General features: G+C 36.5%; 14 protein-coding genes and 1 pseudogene. 6 read left to right on the top strand and 9 right to left on the bottom strand.

Annotated features, from left to right (window positions below):
• Positions 1 to 569: 569 nt before the first annotated feature.
• The gene (locus H6G06_RS04865) at positions 570 to 743 is read left to right on the top strand and encodes a hypothetical protein (RefSeq protein WP_190558567.1); all 174 of its coding nucleotides are present in this window, start codon (positions 570 to 572) and stop codon (positions 741 to 743) included.
• A gap of 155 nt (positions 744 to 898) precedes the next feature.
• Here the strand turns inward: H6G06_RS04865 and recQ are convergent, their stop codons facing one another.
• Positions 899 to 3,076 (bottom strand): DNA helicase RecQ, encoded by a 2,178-nt coding sequence (gene recQ / locus H6G06_RS04860; RefSeq protein ID WP_190557624.1) that lies wholly within the window; start codon positions 3,074 to 3,076, stop codon positions 899 to 901.
• A 232-nt stretch (positions 3,077 to 3,308) separates the two neighbouring features.
• Here recQ and H6G06_RS04855 point away from each other — a divergent pair, with 232 nt between their 5' ends.
• Positions 3,309 to 3,818: a DUF29 family protein gene (locus H6G06_RS04855; RefSeq protein ID WP_190557622.1), complete on the top strand. Its 510-nt coding sequence runs from the start codon at positions 3,309 to 3,311 to the stop codon at positions 3,816 to 3,818.
• A gap of 9 nt (positions 3,819 to 3,827) precedes the next feature.
• Here H6G06_RS04855 and H6G06_RS04850 read toward each other — a convergent pair whose 3' ends face one another.
• Positions 3,828 to 7,094: a HEAT repeat domain-containing protein gene (locus H6G06_RS04850; RefSeq protein WP_190557620.1), complete on the bottom strand. Its 3,267-nt coding sequence runs from the start codon at positions 7,092 to 7,094 to the stop codon at positions 3,828 to 3,830.
• Between the two features lie 69 nt (positions 7,095 to 7,163).
• The gene (locus tag H6G06_RS04845; protein WP_190557618.1) at positions 7,164 to 7,646 is read right to left on the bottom strand and encodes a hypothetical protein; all 483 of its coding nucleotides are present in this window, start codon (positions 7,644 to 7,646) and stop codon (positions 7,164 to 7,166) included.
• Positions 7,647 to 7,845: 199 nt separating this feature from the next.
• Between H6G06_RS04845 and H6G06_RS04840 the strand changes: the two genes are divergently transcribed.
• Positions 7,846 to 8,127, top strand: coding sequence for a DUF427 domain-containing protein (locus tag H6G06_RS04840; protein ID WP_190557615.1), 282 nt, complete (start codon positions 7,846 to 7,848; stop codon positions 8,125 to 8,127).
• 117 nt (positions 8,128 to 8,244) lie between these two features.
• Here H6G06_RS04840 and H6G06_RS04835 read toward each other — a convergent pair whose 3' ends face one another.
• Complete coding sequence (locus tag H6G06_RS04835; RefSeq protein WP_190557613.1) at positions 8,245 to 8,679, bottom strand: TOBE domain-containing protein; 435 nt, start codon at positions 8,677 to 8,679, stop codon at positions 8,245 to 8,247.
• Positions 8,680 to 8,788: 109 nt separating this feature from the next.
• Here H6G06_RS04835 and H6G06_RS04830 point away from each other — a divergent pair, with 109 nt between their 5' ends.
• Positions 8,789 to 9,643, top strand: a complete 855-nt coding sequence (locus tag H6G06_RS04830; RefSeq protein WP_190557611.1) for a DUF72 domain-containing protein — start codon at positions 8,789 to 8,791, stop codon at positions 9,641 to 9,643.
• A 54-nt stretch (positions 9,644 to 9,697) separates the two neighbouring features.
• A complete protein-coding gene (locus H6G06_RS04825) occupies positions 9,698 to 10,123 on the top strand; it encodes a hypothetical protein (protein ID WP_190557609.1) in 426 nt (141 codons plus the stop codon).
• Positions 10,124 to 10,284: 161 nt separating this feature from the next.
• Here the strand turns inward: H6G06_RS04825 and H6G06_RS04820 are convergent, their stop codons facing one another.
• From H6G06_RS04820 to H6G06_RS04805, 4 genes are all read right to left on the bottom strand, one after another.
• Positions 10,285 to 11,808: a hydroxysqualene dehydroxylase gene (locus H6G06_RS04820; protein ID WP_422387043.1), complete on the bottom strand. Its 1,524-nt coding sequence runs from the start codon at positions 11,806 to 11,808 to the stop codon at positions 10,285 to 10,287.
• Positions 11,809 to 11,973: 165 nt separating this feature from the next.
• On the bottom strand, positions 11,974 to 12,543 hold the full coding sequence (locus tag H6G06_RS04815) for a pentapeptide repeat-containing protein (RefSeq protein ID WP_190557607.1): 570 nt from the start codon (positions 12,541 to 12,543) through the stop codon (positions 11,974 to 11,976).
• A gap of 482 nt (positions 12,544 to 13,025) precedes the next feature.
• Complete coding sequence (locus H6G06_RS04810; protein ID WP_190557605.1) at positions 13,026 to 13,307, bottom strand: RNA recognition motif domain-containing protein; 282 nt, start codon at positions 13,305 to 13,307, stop codon at positions 13,026 to 13,028.
• 388 nt (positions 13,308 to 13,695) lie between these two features.
• Positions 13,696 to 13,914 carry a ssl0294 family protein gene (locus H6G06_RS04805; protein WP_190557603.1) on the bottom strand — a complete coding sequence of 73 codons (219 nt, stop codon included), beginning with the start codon at positions 13,912 to 13,914 and terminating at the stop codon, positions 13,696 to 13,698.
• 201 nt (positions 13,915 to 14,115) lie between these two features.
• Here H6G06_RS04805 and H6G06_RS04800 point away from each other — a divergent pair, with 201 nt between their 5' ends.
• Positions 14,116 to 14,952 carry a DUF3598 family protein gene (locus H6G06_RS04800; protein WP_190557601.1) on the top strand — a complete coding sequence of 279 codons (837 nt, stop codon included), beginning with the start codon at positions 14,116 to 14,118 and terminating at the stop codon, positions 14,950 to 14,952.
• Positions 14,953 to 15,030: 78 nt separating this feature from the next.
• Here the strand turns inward: H6G06_RS04800 and nrdJ are convergent.
• Positions 15,031 to 17,064 (bottom strand): annotated as a pseudogene (gene nrdJ, locus H6G06_RS04795) (ribonucleoside-triphosphate reductase, adenosylcobalamin-dependent); the annotation flags it as partial.
• Positions 17,065 to 17,191: the final 127 nt, after the last annotated feature.

The raw sequence follows: 17,191 nt of genomic DNA, 5'->3' as shown, positions 1-17,191 counted from the left end.
GGATTCTCGGTTGAATACAACCAAGATAGAAATTACTAGTTTTCCCTATTGTACAGTTTACCCGATTACTCGGAGCCAATTCTGTAAATTTAGCCCTCAATTTTGTTCCCAGTGTTCTCCTCGTGTCGGAGAATAAATGGCTCACTTTTTAGGGCTAGGAACTGAATCAACAAAATATCTATCTAAAACTACTCATATCTGAATAAATAATTACCTATTATGAGGATATGAGTAAGTTTAACGGATCATCTGTAACATCAACCAAAAATTTCTGGGTTAATACATAGCTGACAAGGAGTATTGTTAATTAATTTATACGTTATGCTCTTTGAGTAGGTTTTATATATATAACGGAAAAAAGAAAAACCCTTACCCTTGAACCTTTTCTTTTTTGAGAATTGAATGCCTAATGTGAAGTATTTTTAAGATAGGTATTTTTATGTAAAGAAAACATTGAATTTACTTATATCCAACCAAAGGAATTTAAAAGCTGGTGATTACTCAAACATAAACGTTCTAGTTCATACTAGATAATATTTACAACCAATTTTCACAAGGGAGAATAATATATGAGTTTAATAGATGGCATACTTTTAACTTTGTTAAATACGGTTGTCTGTCTGGTTTTACCTAAATTACTATCCATAATTTTTATTACCAAAAAGAATCAAATAAATCAGGAAGAACCTCAGATTACTATTCCTGCATCAGAACCTAGTCCAGAAATTCCCAGTTTTTCATAAATCAGGACTTACGCAACTGGAATATTAGTAGGGTGCATCAGACTGCATAAATCATGTCAGTAAACAGATCTGTGACATCTGACCCACCCTAGCAGAGATGTTTGGTGTGACACGTGCGTCAGTCCTAATAACTGATAACTGTGAAAATGGTGCAGCTATGATAACTCAGTTTTGCGTTTTTCCCGTCGCCATCTAGCTCTAACTAAACGAATTTCGTCAAAGGTGTAGCTTTGTCCCAAATTTTCCCGAATAGGTGTTAAGGAAATATCACCGAGAACTTCTAAGACTTGCCAAATTTTTTTTTGATGTTCTAAAGGTACTAATTGATTTAAATCTACGGGTTGATTTTTTTCAATTAAATCTGATAGATGTTTGATAATTGTAGAAGTTCTGACGTTGCGTTCTTGAGCAATTTCTTCAATGGTTAAACCTTGTTGATATAACTCTAATGTGCTTGATTCGGTATCAGATGGGAAGTTATCAACTGCTGGGTAATAAACTGGATTATTTTTTGGTATTTGTAAATTTTGTTCTTGGCGATAAGCTTGAATTTCTGCCAAGAATTTATCACCATATTGAGCTAATTTGTGACTACCTACTCCAGAAAGTTCGCCAAATTCATATAAAGTTTTAGGTTGTACTTGCGCCATTAATTTCAGGGTAGAATCATGAAAGATCACATAAGGTGGAACAGCTTGTTCATCGGCTAGTTGTTTACGGAGAATTCGCAATCTGTTCATGAGAATTTCTACTTCGGCCGCTTTAGTATTTCCATCTTCTAAATTAATCTTTTGAGCGACAGGAACAGCAATGGAAACGGTACGCTGTTTTCTCATTACTTCCCAACTCAAGGGGTTAAGTTTCAAAACAGAATAACCATCGGGAGTTTGTTCTAATAAACCTTGATGCAAAAGTGATCTTCCTAACATTCGCCATTCATCTACTGTTCTATCTTTACCTATTCCATAAGTAGATAATTCATCATGTTTATTGAGGGCAATTTTCTGATTTTTCGCCCCCCTCAACACATCAATAATATAAACCATTCCATATCTTTCTTTACACCTAGCCACACAAGATAAAAACTTCATGGCTTCAATTGTCCAATCCTGCACAGGTTTGGGATAAAGACAATTATCACAATTGCCACAATTACCAGGAAATCTTTCCCCAAAATAACTTAATTGAATTGTGCGTCTACAGTCTGTTCCTTCTGCATAATCAATTACTTGACGTAGTTGCTGTTTAGCTATTAACTGTTCTTGGGGATCGGTTTTTTGATTAATACTCCACTCAATCGTTTTCACATCGCCAAAGCTAAAGAATAGCGTACACCGTGAAGGTTCATCATCTCTCCCTGCACGACCAGATTCTTGATAATAACTTTCTAAATTACGAGGTAAGTCAGAATGAATCACAAACCTCACATCGGGTTTATTAATACCCATACCAAAAGCAATTGTCGCTACCATCACCCGCACATCATCCCGAATAAATCGAGTTTGATTTTTGGAGCGTTCTTCATCACTTAAACCAGCATGATATGGCAAAGCCGCAACTTTATCTTTTTGTAACTTAAAAGTTAATTCATCAACTTTTTTGCGGGTTAAACAATAGATGATTCCTGAACCTTCATTTTCTCTAACTATTTCTAATAATTCTGCATAAGCCTGTTTACTTTTAGAACGAACTTCATAATAAAGATTTTGGCGGTTAAAACTGGCAATATGAATACTCGGTTGTTTTAAACCTAATTGTTGAATAATATCAGACCTAACACGATCTGTAGCTGTAGCAGTTAGGGCTGTAGTAGGTACTTGGGGATAACGTTTTCTGAGTAAAATTAACTGACGATATTCAGGACGAAAATCATGTCCCCATTCAGAAACACAATGGGCTTCATCAATAGCAAAGTTAGCAATGCCGATTTTTTCTTTAACTACATCTAAAAGCGGCAAAAATCTGTCACTAACAAGGCGTTCTGGGGCAACATAAAGTAATTTTACTTTACCATTCATAATCGCTTCTTCACGAGAGCGAACTTTATAGGTGTTAAGGCTACTATTCAGAAATGTGGCAGAAATATTATTAGTTCGCAGTGCTTCCACTTGGTCTTGCATCAATGCTATTAACGGTGATACTACTACTGTTAAACCTGGTTTTAACAGTGCAGGCAATTGAAAGCATAAAGATTTACCACCACCTGTGGGCATCACTACCATTAAATCTCGATTTTGCAGCGCATCTTCGATAATTTGCCTTTGTCCAGGGCGAAATTGATCATAACCAAAGTGATGTTTTAAGGCTTTTTCAAGGTGGGGATACTGAAGCATGGTAGATAGCTGTGCGGGTGATGCCTGTATGGGTAGTTATGAAGATATCAGGATTTTAACTCATGTTGGGAAATAGGGAACAGGGAATAGTGTTTATAATTATAAACAGGGATGAAGGGAAATTGTCTGATAGCGTAGCGTGGCGCAAGCCATATCAGGATTTCTGTGATTTAAGGATGAACAGGATGAAGATAATGATTTTATCACCCATCGCTAATTATAGGAAATAACTATGACCCAAGAATTAATAGATTTAAGACAAAGTATCTTAGAAGGGCGTTATGATGATGCTTTAGAAATTATTGATGATTTGGAGGAGATGAGTAAACAGGCAACTTTGCGAAAAATAGAAGCTTTTTTAGTGAAATTGGTTATTCATCTAATTAAAAATCAAATTGAACAACGTTTAACTAATTCTTGGATTGCTTCTATTTCTGATTCTGTGATTCAAATTGCCAAATTGAATATTAAAGATAATCAAAAATCCTATTATATTAATTCTGATGAATGGCGAGAATTGTTAGCAGAAGCAGTAGAAATGGCAATTCGTCCAGCTAGTGCGGATATTTTGGGCGGGACGTTAAAAGCGAGTCAAGTTTCTCAAAGATTACAAGGAAAAGAATTAATTGATTTTGCTGAAAATCTTTTGTTGTTAATTTATGAATATCAACCTAAAGAGTTAGCAAAGATGATTGATAATTATTTATCACAATTACCGGGTGGTGAAGATTGGTTTGAGTAATTTTTTAATCTAAATTTTTAAATTTTTAAGGTTGTAGGCATATTTGTTTAAATCTTTTTGGAAAATACTTTTTACAGTTTGTACTAAGCGAGTATAAAAGTGAGGCTGATGCCAAGCTTGATAAAATTCAGGATAGGGCATATTTTGGGAGCAATAGTAGATGACGGAGTAACAAGCTACAAATAACCGAGAATCATTCAAGTAATGTTTGAATTGTATCACTAATTTGGCAAACTGATTGTTTTCCAAGATGTTCTTTAAGGTTTCTGCTACCTGCACAAGCTTATATTTATCGACTGTATTTGACAATAGTATTTCTCCCAAGGCAGTAATTGCTTGTTCATTACCAGTACCAATTTGTTTTAAGCTTTGAGTCACTTCAGCCAGAGTTAAAATACCTATTTCATCTGAAATTAACAAATGTAATAAAGCACTTATAGCTTTTTCATTGTCTTGGGCTATTTGTCCCAAGCTTTGAACGGCATATGAACAGATAGAATCATTTACTTTATTTGTAGTTAGCACTTTTACCAAAGCCGTGATTACTGCTTCATTGCCAATGTCTATTGTTCCTAAGCTAGATACTGCCTGTTTACGGATGCGTTTATTGACATCTGTTGAGTTTAGCAATTGCGTTAAAGTGCCAATTGCTTGTTCATTGCTTCGGTTAATTTTCAATAGACTTTTAGCGGCCTGCAAACGAATAGAGTTATCCACTCCATTGAGGTTCAGCAGTTGCTCTAAAGTATTTATTGCTTGTTGATTACCTGGATGAATTAGTTCTAAGCTTTTAGCGGCCTGCAAACGAATAGAGTTATCCACTCCATTGAGGTTCAGCAGTTGCTCTAAAGTATTTATTGCTTGTTGATTACCTGGATGAATTAGTCCTAAGCTTTTAGCGGCCTGCAAACGAATAGATTTATCCACCCCATTAAGGTTCAGCAGTTGCTCTAAAGTATTTATTGCTTGTTGATTGTCTATGGCAATTTGCCCTAAACTTATGACTGCCAGCCTGTAGATGTAGTCATTCACCTCGTTTGAAGTTAGCAGTTGCGCCAAGGCAGTGATGGCTTTTTCATTACCAATACCTATTTTTCCCAAGCTTTCTGCTACCAGCTTAATAGTTGTGTTATTCACATCAGTCGATAACAGTATTTGTAACAAAGCGGCAATAGCTGTTTCATTACCAGTTCCTATCTTTTCTAAGCTAGATACTGCCAGCTTACGGATTTTGTCATTAACCTCATCCGATATCAGTAGTTGTATGAAAGCAGAGATAACTTGTTCATTACCAATGCCTATTTTTTCTAAGCTTTGAGCCACCTGCGGATAAGTATAATAGTCAACCTGATTAGGTTTTATTAATTGCAACAAAACAGAGATAGCTTGTTCATTACCAATGCCTATTTTTCCTAAACTTCCTGCCGCCTGCCAACGGGTGAAATTATCCTTGGACTCATCTAGAAGTTTGACCAAAGTAGAGATGGCTTTTTCATTCCCAGGGTCAATTTTCCCTAAGCTATCAGCCGCCTGCCAACGCTTGGAATCAGACTCTGATGTATTTAGGAGTTGCACTAAAGCGGCGATCACTTTTTCATTCCCAGGGTCAATTTTTCCTAAGCTATTAGCCACCAGTCTACGGGTATCCTCATCCTTTGATCTATCCAGGAGTTGCACTAAAGCGGTGATCGCTTTTGTCCGTTCCGTTTCTTGCAATGCTGCTGTAACTTGCTCTTTAATAGTGCCAAAATAACCTAATTCCCAATTAACAATCTGCTTGACTATTTCATCTGCTCTATCACAGTCTTTAAACTCAGTAATTGTCGCAGCAGCTAAAAAATAGGCTCGATAGCCATAAAACCCTTTACCTTTATATTTCACACAGCCATCTTGAAAATCTATCAATGCTTTAATGAATGCTTCTTTTTCCTCTTTGCGTAAATCCCTACGTCCAAACCACAGCAATATTGTCTGTTTCCACTGTGGTTCAAAAATACGATATTTTTTGTTTATTACAGGTTTATTTTTATGGTTTCTGGGTAAGAAAAAATCCCAATCATTAATTGCTGTAGATGCAAAGTATTCTTGAAATGAGGCATGAAAAAAAGCATAAACAGGTTTTTTATCTGTATCTTCTCCCACTTTATTAAGCCAACCTAATTTCAGGGCTAAATTTAGTAGTGAATTTTCATCATCAGCATCACCCAAAAACTGATTAACAAACTCACCTCGCAAGCGAAAACGAGTTGCTTCTTTATCTATCGCTTCCCTTGCTAATTCACCTAATTTAATATTCAGTTGTTGACGTTGTGCTGCTTTTGTGGTGAATTCATCTTTTTTCCATTTATAAAAATCATCAACTAATTGCTGATAAAATCCCGCTTGTGTATCTGGTAACTTTCCCTCTTTCGCTTGCCAATTTAAACAAAGTAGTGTTAACCGCAGAGGATTTTTAACTAAATCTCGAATACGCTCTTTACCAGATTCTTTTAAAGTATTACATAATCGTTTACCTCGTTCTCTATCTGGTTCAGAAATCGCGGTAAACCATTTATCAATAAACTTTTCTACCTGTTCAGGATAAGAAAAATCTAAAGTTCGATAGGTATCAAAATCATTAAGCGCATTGCTGCTACCATCCCATAAATTTAACCGACAAGTTAAAACAATTCGCGCTTGATTAATACAGCCACTTTCTCGAATTTGTCGAGCAATATCTGTTAAAGCATTACCTGAATTTACAGATATTTCATCTAACCCATCTAATAATAGCCATACTTGGCTTTGTTTTAATTGGGTGACAAAATCATTTTTCATTTGGTCTGTAGCTTCTGCTTGTCCTATTCTGTGACTAGCAGCAGTTAGCCAAGTATCAAATAAATATTTTTCTAATTTTTCACCTTGTAAATCGGCTAAAGATATCCAAATAATAATTGATTGATTAATTTCCTGAGATAAATAATCAACAATTTGTTGTAATAAGGTAGTTTTACCCGCACCAGGTTCACCGATAATTGCAATGCGGTTACCTTTACTTTTGGGCGTGTTTTTCTGTTTTAAAACTTGTTCTAAAAATTCCTGATTCTCAAACTTTCTAATAATTTCAAGTTCTTGATAAAGTTCTGATCCTTTATCTGGGAAAGAATCATTTTCACGCTTAGATATTTTTTTCCGTTCCACTAAACCTAGTGGCACATAAACATCTTTCACTTGCAAATTAACACCCTCAGAATAAGTGAGGGTATTTGTAGTTAATTTTTGCCTTTCTGCCAACATTTCCCGGCAGATTTCTGGCCAATTAATGGGAGTTGACTTTGCCCGACTCTCCCCATCGGGCGGCTGTAGTCAGTTATAAGTATTATTTTGTGTCCCAATTGTAATTTGTTGGGCAACCATTGACCCTTTTTCTGCTTTTATTTCCTCTGCCAATTTTGTAAACTTGTTAATAACTGAAGGCTGATTTTTAATTTCTTCTGCTTTCGCTTGAATTTTCTTAGCAGTTTCCGACTGTTCATTATTAACTGCTGCTTCTACATCTAGAACCGCTTGAGCAATTTCTGGGTCTTTCTCGGCTGCTGCGGTGAGTTCTAACACGGCTTGACCATAATCTAATGGCAGGGGTTCAGTTGCATCAACAGCCTCAATTAATCGCGTTACTAGCTTCTTTTCACGTAACTTAGTGATTAATTTCCCTACTTGCGTCCAGATGACATCACCAAAATTTTCGTAAAGTTTATCGCCAATTTTTTCTAGAGGTTTACTTACCATAGGGTTACTTGATATCGCAGCAATAGTATTTACAACAGCCATGAGTGTTAAAGGTTCCATAAATTTACTATGAATTAAGTTGGTGTAAAGATTATTTCAGCAGATGCAAGTGATGTTTCGCAAAAATGTTAACACAATTCAGTAAATCTCGCAAATCAAGGGTAATCTTAGCCTATTTCCATGAGTTTTATAAATACCACCCAGTCGTCACCTAAAAATGTAACAATAAGAATTGTAAACTTTTTTTTCAATCCTCACTATGAAAGCAACTTGGAACGGTGCAATTTTAGCCGAAAGCGATGAAACCGTAGTCGTAGAAGGAAACCATTACTTCCCTGCTGACGCTATTAACAAACAGTATTTTACAGATAGCAATACCCACACCACTTGTCCGTGGAAAGGAGTCGCTAGTTACTACAGTGTTGAAGTTGATGGACAAGTCAACAAAGATGCAGCTTGGTACTATCCCAGCACCAAAGAGAAAGCGAAAAACATTGAAGGTTATATTGCTTTCTGGAAAGGTGTGAAAGTCGAAGCTTAGACTAACATTAAGTTACCATAGCCATTCGTTTAGACAGGGAATCAATTCCCTGTCTAATAGCTAAAGTCGGTTAAAACCGACTAATTTTTAAGCAGTGATTTCTTGATTTTTTGTTATTTAATCCTTGGCAATAACAATATCATTTGATTTAATCACAGCATAAGCTTCTGTACCTTCAAATAATTCTAATTCCTCTGCTGAGACTTTAGTAATTATTGAGGTTAATTCAACTTTATGAACAATTTCTAAAGTCACTTCAGTATTAACAGTTCCTGTAGTTACTCGTTTAACAACTCCCTTTAAAACATTGCGCGAACTAACTTTTAATGGCTTTTTTTGACTAATAATTTCCATCTCAAAAGTCTGAGTTTCTACTTTTTCCTGGGTAGTTGGTAATGGTTGTGGGGATGAAGAAGATTTATGAAGACCACGAACTAATTCCCGCAAAATCTCAGTTTTGGTACGCTGGGAGTGCTGACAAAACTCTTCTAAAATCTTCCGTTCTTCTTCTGAAGTTTGAAATGTCACCCAACCTTGTTCTTTCCTGGGCATAAAGTTACTAATTTATTTGGTATGTATAATCTTTATATAATACTAGCAATAGTGAATCTTTTTTACCTACTTATACAATTGAATAGAACATATCAAAGTGATTTATTTTATGAATTTTTATATCGGTTGTGCAGTTTGGGCTTATAAAGGTTGGGTGGGCGAACTTTATCCCCCAGGAACTCGCACCACGGACTTCCTACATCTTTACAGTCGTCGCTTCACTACGGTAGAAGGTAATACCACTTTTTACGCCGTACCTAACGCAGAAACTGTTACCCGTTGGACTACGGAAACACCTCCAGGCTTTGAATTTTGCTTGAAGTTACCGCGAGATATTACCCATCAAAAATTACTGCAACCCCATATTCCTGAAGCTTTAGCATTTTTAGAGAGGATGCGCCCTTTAGGTAAGCATTTGGGTCCAATGTTTGCCCAACTACCACCCAGTTACTCACCTGCTTTGCTGGATGATTTGACGGCTTTTCTGGAAGCATGGCCACGTCAAGATGTACCATTGGCATTAGAGGTGAGACATGGTGACTGGTTTCAAGAACCCCATCTGAGTAATTTGACAAAGTTGTTAGAAAATTTAGGGGTTGGTAGGGTTTTGTTAGATACACGCCCTGTTTATACTGGGGAAGATGACCCACAATTAGCATCAGAACGCCGTAAACCTCAATTACCTGTTCAGTTCAGTGTGACAGCACCTTTTACTTTAATTCGCTTTATTTCTCATCCGCAGTTATCAGTAAATCAGCCGTTTATGGCAGAATGGGTAACGCAGATTCAACAGTGGTTACAAGCTGGAATTAAAATTTATTTCTTTGTGCATTGTCCCACAGAAGATATGTCTCCTAATAATGCTCGTCATTTCCAAAATTTATTAGAACAAAGTGGTTTAGAAGTTCCTCCTCTACCTTGGAATAATCTTAACCATCCTCCTAATCAACTTAGTCTTTGGTGATAATTTAAACTATAATTTTTTGAGAAATAAAAATTAATCTTTCAGGAAATTTAAATGACTCGTCTTCTTTATGAAAGTTCTGTCTCATATCAAGGATATCTAATTATTCCTTTTGTTTTTGGAAAGTTCGATAATTACGAAATCTATTCATACAAGTTATTGGCAGAAATTGGACATAAAAGCAGATTTCATGCTTCAGAAAATCCAGCAAAAATGTATTGTAATACTATTATCAATATTATTGATATTGCTAAAGAACATATTGATGTAAATATAGAGTTTGTTATTCAAGTTGATTTTTTTAAATCACGCTACGTTTATCGTCATAATTTGATTATTGTTTATCAGAAAAATGGTAAATGTTATTATGACCATTATGCACCAGAATCATTAAGCAATATTGCAGCCCCAAAATTATTTTCATCACCCCATGAATGTTTAAGTTGGGTTCAAAAAGGTTTGGATGGAAAAAGTAATTAAAGTAGGTTGGGTTAAGCGACAGCGCAACCCAACAAGAGTTTGTAAATTTTGCGTAGAAATGGAACAAAACTTAACATCATCTCTAATGCAAAGTTGGGTTTCACGGAGCTAAACCCAACCTACAAACTAACTACAAACTAACCCACCCTACTATTAATTAATTATGGCAACCAAAAATTAGGAAAAATAGATTTTCCTAAATCTCGTATACTTTGATTCATGTTTCTGGCTATTTGTATATGAGGTTCATCTTTTTCTATAGGTAAAATATCAGCTTTTTTACCGTTTTGTAAATGAGAAATCACCAAATTAGCGGCTTCTAAACCTGTTACATAAGCTTTCTCTTGTGACCAAGAACCGTGACGGTTAATAATCCAATCTCCACTCATGAATACATTTTCAAAACTCGTTTTAGCTGGCAACATATAACGATAACTACCAGGTGAAAAATGTGTAACGGCATTTCCTAGACGAATCACACTACTATCAATTACTTTTGCTTCTTTAAATCCTGGAATACAAGTTGCTAAATAACCCTGAACTATCCGCATGATTTCCTCATCACTTAAATTCAAAAATTGATTAGCGTGATAAAAATCAACTTCAACAACTGTCTCTTTTTGATGTTTAAATTCATCATGCAAAGCATTCAAATCAAAGAAAGTCCATCCTGTAGTGTCATCAAAACCAAAACAAGCATTAGAAGGACGAGGAATATCAATTTTTCTGTCAAACCATAACCGAGTTGCTAAAACATCAATTGCACCTAAATTATTTAAATTACGAAATTCTTCATGATTTTGTAAACTAGGACTACTAGCGACAATTTTCTTCATTCCTGTGATACCAACAGAAAAAATTACGGCATCAGCATCAAATACTTCATCACCGCAAACTACACTTTTAACGCGGCAATTATTATCAACAATTACGTCTGTAACTCGGTGTTTAGCTAAAACTTTTACGCCTAATTTTTCTATTTTTTCTACCCAAGGACGGAAGATTTTTTCTCCTACCGTTCCCCGACACCAAACTACATCAAAATCAGGTTGATGGGCGAGAACAAAATAATACAACATTCCTAAAGTGGCAGCGGCTGAACATTGTTCACCAGGGGCAAATAAACCCACTAATAACATGGGTTCAAAAGCTTCTTTATAGAGTCGTGCGGAAACACCAAAAGTTTTGAATAATTCACGGGCAGTTATAGAATCATAACGCCGCCAAGCCTCATCAGAATTATCAAAATCAATTAAGCTATAAAGTAAAGGTAAGGCACTGAGTCTGTCAACAAGTGGTAAACGCTGAAATTGCGTATAAATAAAAGTTCCTAAAGGTGTTGGCAGTCTTGGTAAATCTTGAAAAATTGGTGATTCAACTTCTAAACCAGCGGGAGAATATTGAGCAGAACGAGTCCAAGTTGTAAAAGGATTAATTTCTAATTCATTAATAAGAGAAAAAATATTTCTGTAAGGATACCAAAAGCCATGAATACCAGCTTCTACAGATTTTCCTCCCGCAGTTTGCCATCCTGCAACCAGTCCACCAGGATAGGGTCCTGCTTCTAGAAGTGTGACATCATAACCTTGTTTGGCTAAATGGTAAGTAGCACCTAAACCAGCCCAACCAGCACCGACAACTACTACCCGGTTTTTTTGTAAGTCTTCTAACATCTTTGCACCCATGATGACCATCTCTTAACTAATGTATCCGAATTTGTGGGAAAATTATTCAAGAATGGCCAATAGAAGGCATAGTCAAAAGTAAAAAGTAGAGACGGTTGATGAAAAGTCTCTACTTTTAAAACCTCAAAATTTATTCTTTCTCCTGACTCTTATTTCTATTACTTATTAACTATGAAGACTTCCATCTGGCATAATAGCGGCAGTTAAAAAAGCCTCACTCATATCCGTGGCATTTAAATTAGCTCTGGTCAAATTTACCTCACACAGATTTGCTTCGCTTAAGTCAGCACCAGTTAAATTTGCACCTTGTAAATCTGCTTTCCACATCCGCACGCCTCCCATTTTTGCACCACTCAAGTTTGCATCTTGTAAATTAGCGGCGGTTATTGATGCTTGATGTAAATTAGCATCACACAAATCTGCACCACTTAATAAAGCTCCACTAAGGTCTGATTCATTCAAATGAGCATTAGTTAGCACAGCTTGAGTTAAATCAGCACCACATAGAATCACTTCCGATAAATGTGCATCTTCTAGTTTTGCACCTCTGAGATTTGCTTTACTTAAATTCGCTCCAGTCAAAGAAGCTGCGGTGAGGTTAGCACCTCTAAGGTCTGCTCTAGCAAAGTCTATACCACCTAAGTTAGCTCCTTGTAGGTTGGCTGAGGGTAAGACAATACCATTAAAGCTTCTTTCTCCTCTGGCATATCTAGTTAAAAGTTCTTGAACATCCATAGTTTTTAGTTCGTTGCACTTAGTTTGAACATTTAATTTGTAATTTGTAACAATACCTATTTCCAAACAAAAGTCAAGTATTAAAACTAAAATATGAAGTAGATTAACTGTTTTGACTACCTCAAAATTATCAATATATATTTCCTATATATTTTACCTATAAAAAAATTACTTTTCCACAACTTCTAGAAATATACTTCCATTTTTTTACATCCATCCATAAGCTGTCACGCTTACATAGCTTCTCAAGTAGCTGAAATAAAAAAATTAATGCCCAGATACCCAGAAGTCGGGGACTATCTCCTGAGAATTTCAGGTTTAATTGTGATAAAAAAAGCCGACTAGTCTTAACATTTGCCTAAAATGTCTCACTAGTCGGGCTTAATTTTATTGGTTTGTGTCATTCTCAATTGTTTCTAGCTGGATTTTAGCGATCGCTTGCATAAATAGAAACAATTTGCTATGATAAGGTTTCTCTATTATTAATATTCTTTTTTAGACCAACTAGCTCGTGGGTTATCCTCTCGTGGTTTTGCTTTATTAACTCTTAGTTGACGACCCATCCATTCTGCACCATCTAATTCTGTGATAGCAGTATCTTCTTGTGCATCTTCGATCATCTCAACAAAAGCAAATCCGCGCATCCTTCCGGTTTCGCGGTCAGTAGGTAAGACAACTCTTTTGACCTCGCCAAAATCAGCAAACACGGCTTTTAAGTCTGCTTCGGTCGCGCGGTAAGAGAGATTTCCAACGTAGATAGTCATTATGAGTCACGTAATATTCAACAAAAAGCGATAGTTCAGCGGGAAACTGGAACTAAGTAAATTGCAAGCATTGCATAGTTGCCTCTGATTCATGGATGGCAAAAATTGTAGAAAATGAGCCATAAGGGCTACCATATCCATTACTCAATCTGCCATTAGACTGAACAGACGCATCTGTTAATTATGATAACTGATTGTGACATTATCCAAAGTATGAGATTTTACAAAGAATGATAATATAAAATTATCTATTTTTATCTATTACATAATTTAACAGAATTAATTTCTATAAGATTGAGTTTGACTTGCTCGTTAATCTACAGTAAATATAATTATGTTTTAATATTCAGTAACCGTTAACTTGGAAGCATTAACGGTTAAGAAGAGATTAATCAATAGAAATTTGTTGGGGACCAGAGGCTTTGCCATTCTGTGCTTCAGTACCGGTTTTAGGGAAACCACCTGAAGTAATATGTTGATCTAGCCAAGTTTTCACAGGATCATCAGCTAGGTTGAGTCGAAGGACACCGGAGACAAACCCACCCATAAATGAAACTGGATGTTGGGCAAGTTCTTTAAAGAGGGGCGATAATTCAGTAATAAACATTACAATCTCCTAGTATTGCCGTAAAAATTATTAAATCTTCATCAATCTTAACAGATACTGGCTAAGAAGCAACTAGCAATAGATTTGATCATATTTGGCTGTATGTATGCTTATCATTGGTCAAATTATCACGGACATCATTAACCTTGATATTTAGCCATTATTAAACTAAAATAAGCTATTTAAATTAACAATTAAATTATGTCCAGTAACTGGGAAAATTTTCTCAAAAATTTAGGCGAATGGCGTGGTTCATTTACTAAAATCTCCCCCAGCGGAAAAATATTAGATTCTACTCCCAGCATTTTAAATTTAGAAGCATTTGATAATCATCAAGCAGTGCTTTTTAGATTACGTCGTTTTGATTCTAGTGGTTATGATAGTCCTCCCATTGATGATTATCAACAGGAATATCGTTCCTTAGGAAGACAAAATATCTTTTTTGCCACAGGAGCTTTTTCTAAAGGAACATTGCAATTAGCGCCTTTTGCAGAATTTGGAGCCGAATACGGCTTTGTTGATGATGATCGTCGCTTGCGTTTAGTGCAATTATATGACGAAAAAGGCAACTTTATTAGTTTAACTTTGATTAGGGAATTTCGCAGTTCTACAGATGCTTATGAACGTCCGCCACTGACGGTAGAACAGTTAATTGGTAATTGGCAAGGTAAAGCTCATACAGTGTATTCAGACCTGAGACCATCTGAAACTTATGCTAGTTATTTGGAAATTAAAGAAACAGGTAATGGATATTTAGAACAAAAATTATCTTTTTCATCCCAAGTGATTACTTCAACGGCAAGAATAGAAGGCAATAAACTCATTTTTGATAAAGAACGAACTACTCGACAAATTTTATTATTACCTGATGGAACTTCTAGTAATGTTCCCTTGCAACTGCAACTGAGAAAACCTTTTTTTGTGGAAGCAGGTTGGTTAGTCAGAGAAAATGAACGTCAACGCTTAATTCGTACTTATAACGAAAAAGGCGAATGGGTTAGTTCCACTCATGTCATTGAATTAAAAATTGAAAATTAAAGTCAGGAGTCAGGAGATGCACCCCAACCCCCCTTTTTAAGGGGGGAGTTTGAGAAATGGTACTACTCAAAAGGATTTTTATGATGTGGGCGGTTGTTCTGGGAACATACATTTATCAGAGTCGCAACCGCTAGGCCCTGCTTCTGTTAGTTCTCCCAAATCATAACGACTGAGTGCGCCACAGAAATCATCGGTTTTCCGACGTGCTTTGACCTCTTGAGACAAACGCTGATAAGTGGCTTTGTCTATGGGTTCAAAGGGTAAACGGGGGAATGTTTGAATGTCATCAAACCGCGCTAATAATGCAGCTGAAATATAGCCTTCATCATTTTGAATGGCTTCATAGATGCGTGTTCCCAAAGGTTCTACTTCCTCAGAACGTAGTTCTAAAGTTGCTGAAGTGTTATGTGCTGTGTAGAATTTCTGCACTTGCATGACAAAATCTAATTGTGCCAAGACAGTGAACTTAGACACATCTATCACATCAGCACCACGTAAATCTGCCCAAGATACAGCAACGGGTATTTCTACAAGCCATTCGGTACAACGGTAATCAAATGGGTCATTTAGTAAGTTGCCGTTTTCGTCTTTGTCAGATTGGGAGGGGATGACGTTGTAACCATAGTCTATACAAGCTAATGCCACTGGGTCATTTTTGCGGAAGGTAATCCGACGAATGAATCTTTGGGCTTTGGGGGGATGCCAACCGGAACTAGCACCGGTTAAGAGAGATTTTGTCCCTGATGGTTGCACAGTTGTACAACGATTGGGGCGTTTGATATTATGGCGATCGCAATATTCCCAAACAGCTTTATGGACTATCTCTCTCCATCTGCTGAGATATTTTTGCTCACCGCGTTTGAATATCAATCCTTCAGGGGTTTCAGGTCTTCCTGCTTCCCACCAGCGCAACCAGTCCACACCAAAAGCATGAACGAAGAAATCAAATAAACCGGTGAAGGAAACACCGACAATAGGATCAAGTTCCCGACTATATTGATAGCGGGGTTCTTGGAAGTGGTGATTTAACAGCGCGGCCACTGACAAAGCACCTGCGGTAAATGCTTCTTCTTGTTCTTTGTAGTTATCGGGGTCTAGTTGGTTTAAGTGTACCTCTGATAAATTACAGTTTCCGGTTAAGGTATTACCAAAAACACCTTTATGATATTCCGGCTCATTGAAGCAGTAAGTATCATGTAATCCGGGTAATTGTTCAACACTTTTTACAACTTGCCATTTCCCTTTATATTTGGCATTTGTGCCTTTGCTCACGTCCAAACGCTGACAAGGAATTTCGCCACACTCAGTTATTTGCAAGTAGTATAAATCTCTACTTCTGATTCCATAGTTAGTGACTGCCCCTTGATGAGCGCACAGATTGACAGATGAACGAATACCGCATTTAGTTAGTAGTAACTGAACTCGATAAGCTCGATCATAGTCAGAGATATATATTCTGATGCCGTTGCTGTTTGTATTTGAGCCGTCTGTATCCGCTAAACCAGCGATAAAGTGCAAAATTGCTTGACGATTCCAACCAGCTATAACATTTAGTGCTTCTGGATTTGTTTTTAGGCTTTTTAAGAATTCTCCAGAAAAACCTAAATCTGTAACATCTGTAAAAGTGGGTAAGTAGTCGTAATCTCTGATAGGAGATTTATTTCCTGAGAGATTTAAAGCGGCTTTCTTTTCATACAACCTAACTTTGGCATTATCTTTTTGATCGGTTGTTCCATCTCCAACAGCTACTCCTAAAGTGTAGGCATAGTTGAGATCAACATTTAATCCATCTTCGTACTGAATAGTAAAAGGTTCTGTGTGGATAGCATATCGACTGGTATCCATCAAGTCTTTTGTTTGCACTTCTTTGTAATTTTTGCCAAATCTATCTTTAACAAAGAAGCGGTGATACTCAGTTGCATCTACATAAGAACCATCTCCAAAGCGCACGCGATAGAGAACGCGAGAACTACCAGTTTTAAATGGTTGAACTTGACTCCAGTTTTTACCGTTCCAAATTTCAACTTCAGAATCGACAATATCCTGAATTTTGTGCATTCCATCTTTAGTGATGAGTAAGGTATCACCACTAACACAATGGAAGTCAGTACCAATAATTTCCAGTTTTGTTACCCTAAAGGCTCTTTATCCTCTAGTTCTAGTGCTTCTATTTCGCACTAGCTCGGAGTACATTTTCTACAGTTTCCTGTAGTCCGGCACTCGTGGAAGTTTTTTATTC

The organism is Anabaena sphaerica FACHB-251, from assembly GCF_014696825.1.
Lineage (GTDB): Bacteria > Cyanobacteriota > Cyanobacteriia > Cyanobacteriales > Nostocaceae > RDYJ01.
The sequence above is the reverse complement of the archived record's forward strand: the minus strand, read 5'-3'. Positions and strand labels throughout refer to the sequence as shown.

What these genes read in the sequence shown, in the direction of transcription:
- H6G06_RS04825 (WP_190557609.1), top strand. Translation starts at nt 9,698, where the DNA reads ATGACTCGTCTTCTTTATGAAAGTTCTGTCTCATATCAAGGATATCTA.
- H6G06_RS04845 (WP_190557618.1), bottom strand. Translation starts at nt 7,646, where the DNA reads ATGGAACCTTTAACACTCATGGCTGTTGTAAATACTATTGCTGCGATA.
- recQ (WP_190557624.1), bottom strand. Translation starts at nt 3,076, where the DNA reads ATGCTTCAGTATCCCCACCTTGAAAAAGCCTTAAAACATCACTTTGGT.
- H6G06_RS04815 (WP_190557607.1), bottom strand. Translation starts at nt 12,543, where the DNA reads ATGGATGTTCAAGAACTTTTAACTAGATATGCCAGAGGAGAAAGAAGC.
- H6G06_RS04850 (WP_190557620.1), bottom strand. Translation starts at nt 7,094, where the DNA reads ATGTTGGCAGAAAGGCAAAAATTAACTACAAATACCCTCACTTATTCT.
- H6G06_RS04805 (WP_190557603.1), bottom strand. Translation starts at nt 13,914, where the DNA reads ATGTTTATTACTGAATTATCGCCCCTCTTTAAAGAACTTGCCCAACAT.
- H6G06_RS04810 (WP_190557605.1), bottom strand. Translation starts at nt 13,307, where the DNA reads ATGACTATCTACGTTGGAAATCTCTCTTACCGCGCGACCGAAGCAGAC.
- H6G06_RS04800 (WP_190557601.1), top strand. Translation starts at nt 14,116, where the DNA reads ATGTCCAGTAACTGGGAAAATTTTCTCAAAAATTTAGGCGAATGGCGT.
- H6G06_RS04820 (WP_422387043.1), bottom strand. Translation starts at nt 11,808, where the DNA reads ATGGGTGCAAAGATGTTAGAAGACTTACAAAAAAACCGGGTAGTAGTT.
- H6G06_RS04835 (WP_190557613.1), bottom strand. Translation starts at nt 8,679, where the DNA reads ATGCCCAGGAAAGAACAAGGTTGGGTGACATTTCAAACTTCAGAAGAA.
- H6G06_RS04865 (WP_190558567.1), top strand. Translation starts at nt 570, where the DNA reads ATGAGTTTAATAGATGGCATACTTTTAACTTTGTTAAATACGGTTGTC.
- H6G06_RS04840 (WP_190557615.1), top strand. Translation starts at nt 7,846, where the DNA reads ATGAAAGCAACTTGGAACGGTGCAATTTTAGCCGAAAGCGATGAAACC.
- H6G06_RS04855 (WP_190557622.1), top strand. Translation starts at nt 3,309, where the DNA reads ATGACCCAAGAATTAATAGATTTAAGACAAAGTATCTTAGAAGGGCGT.
- H6G06_RS04830 (WP_190557611.1), top strand. Translation starts at nt 8,789, where the DNA reads ATGAATTTTTATATCGGTTGTGCAGTTTGGGCTTATAAAGGTTGGGTG.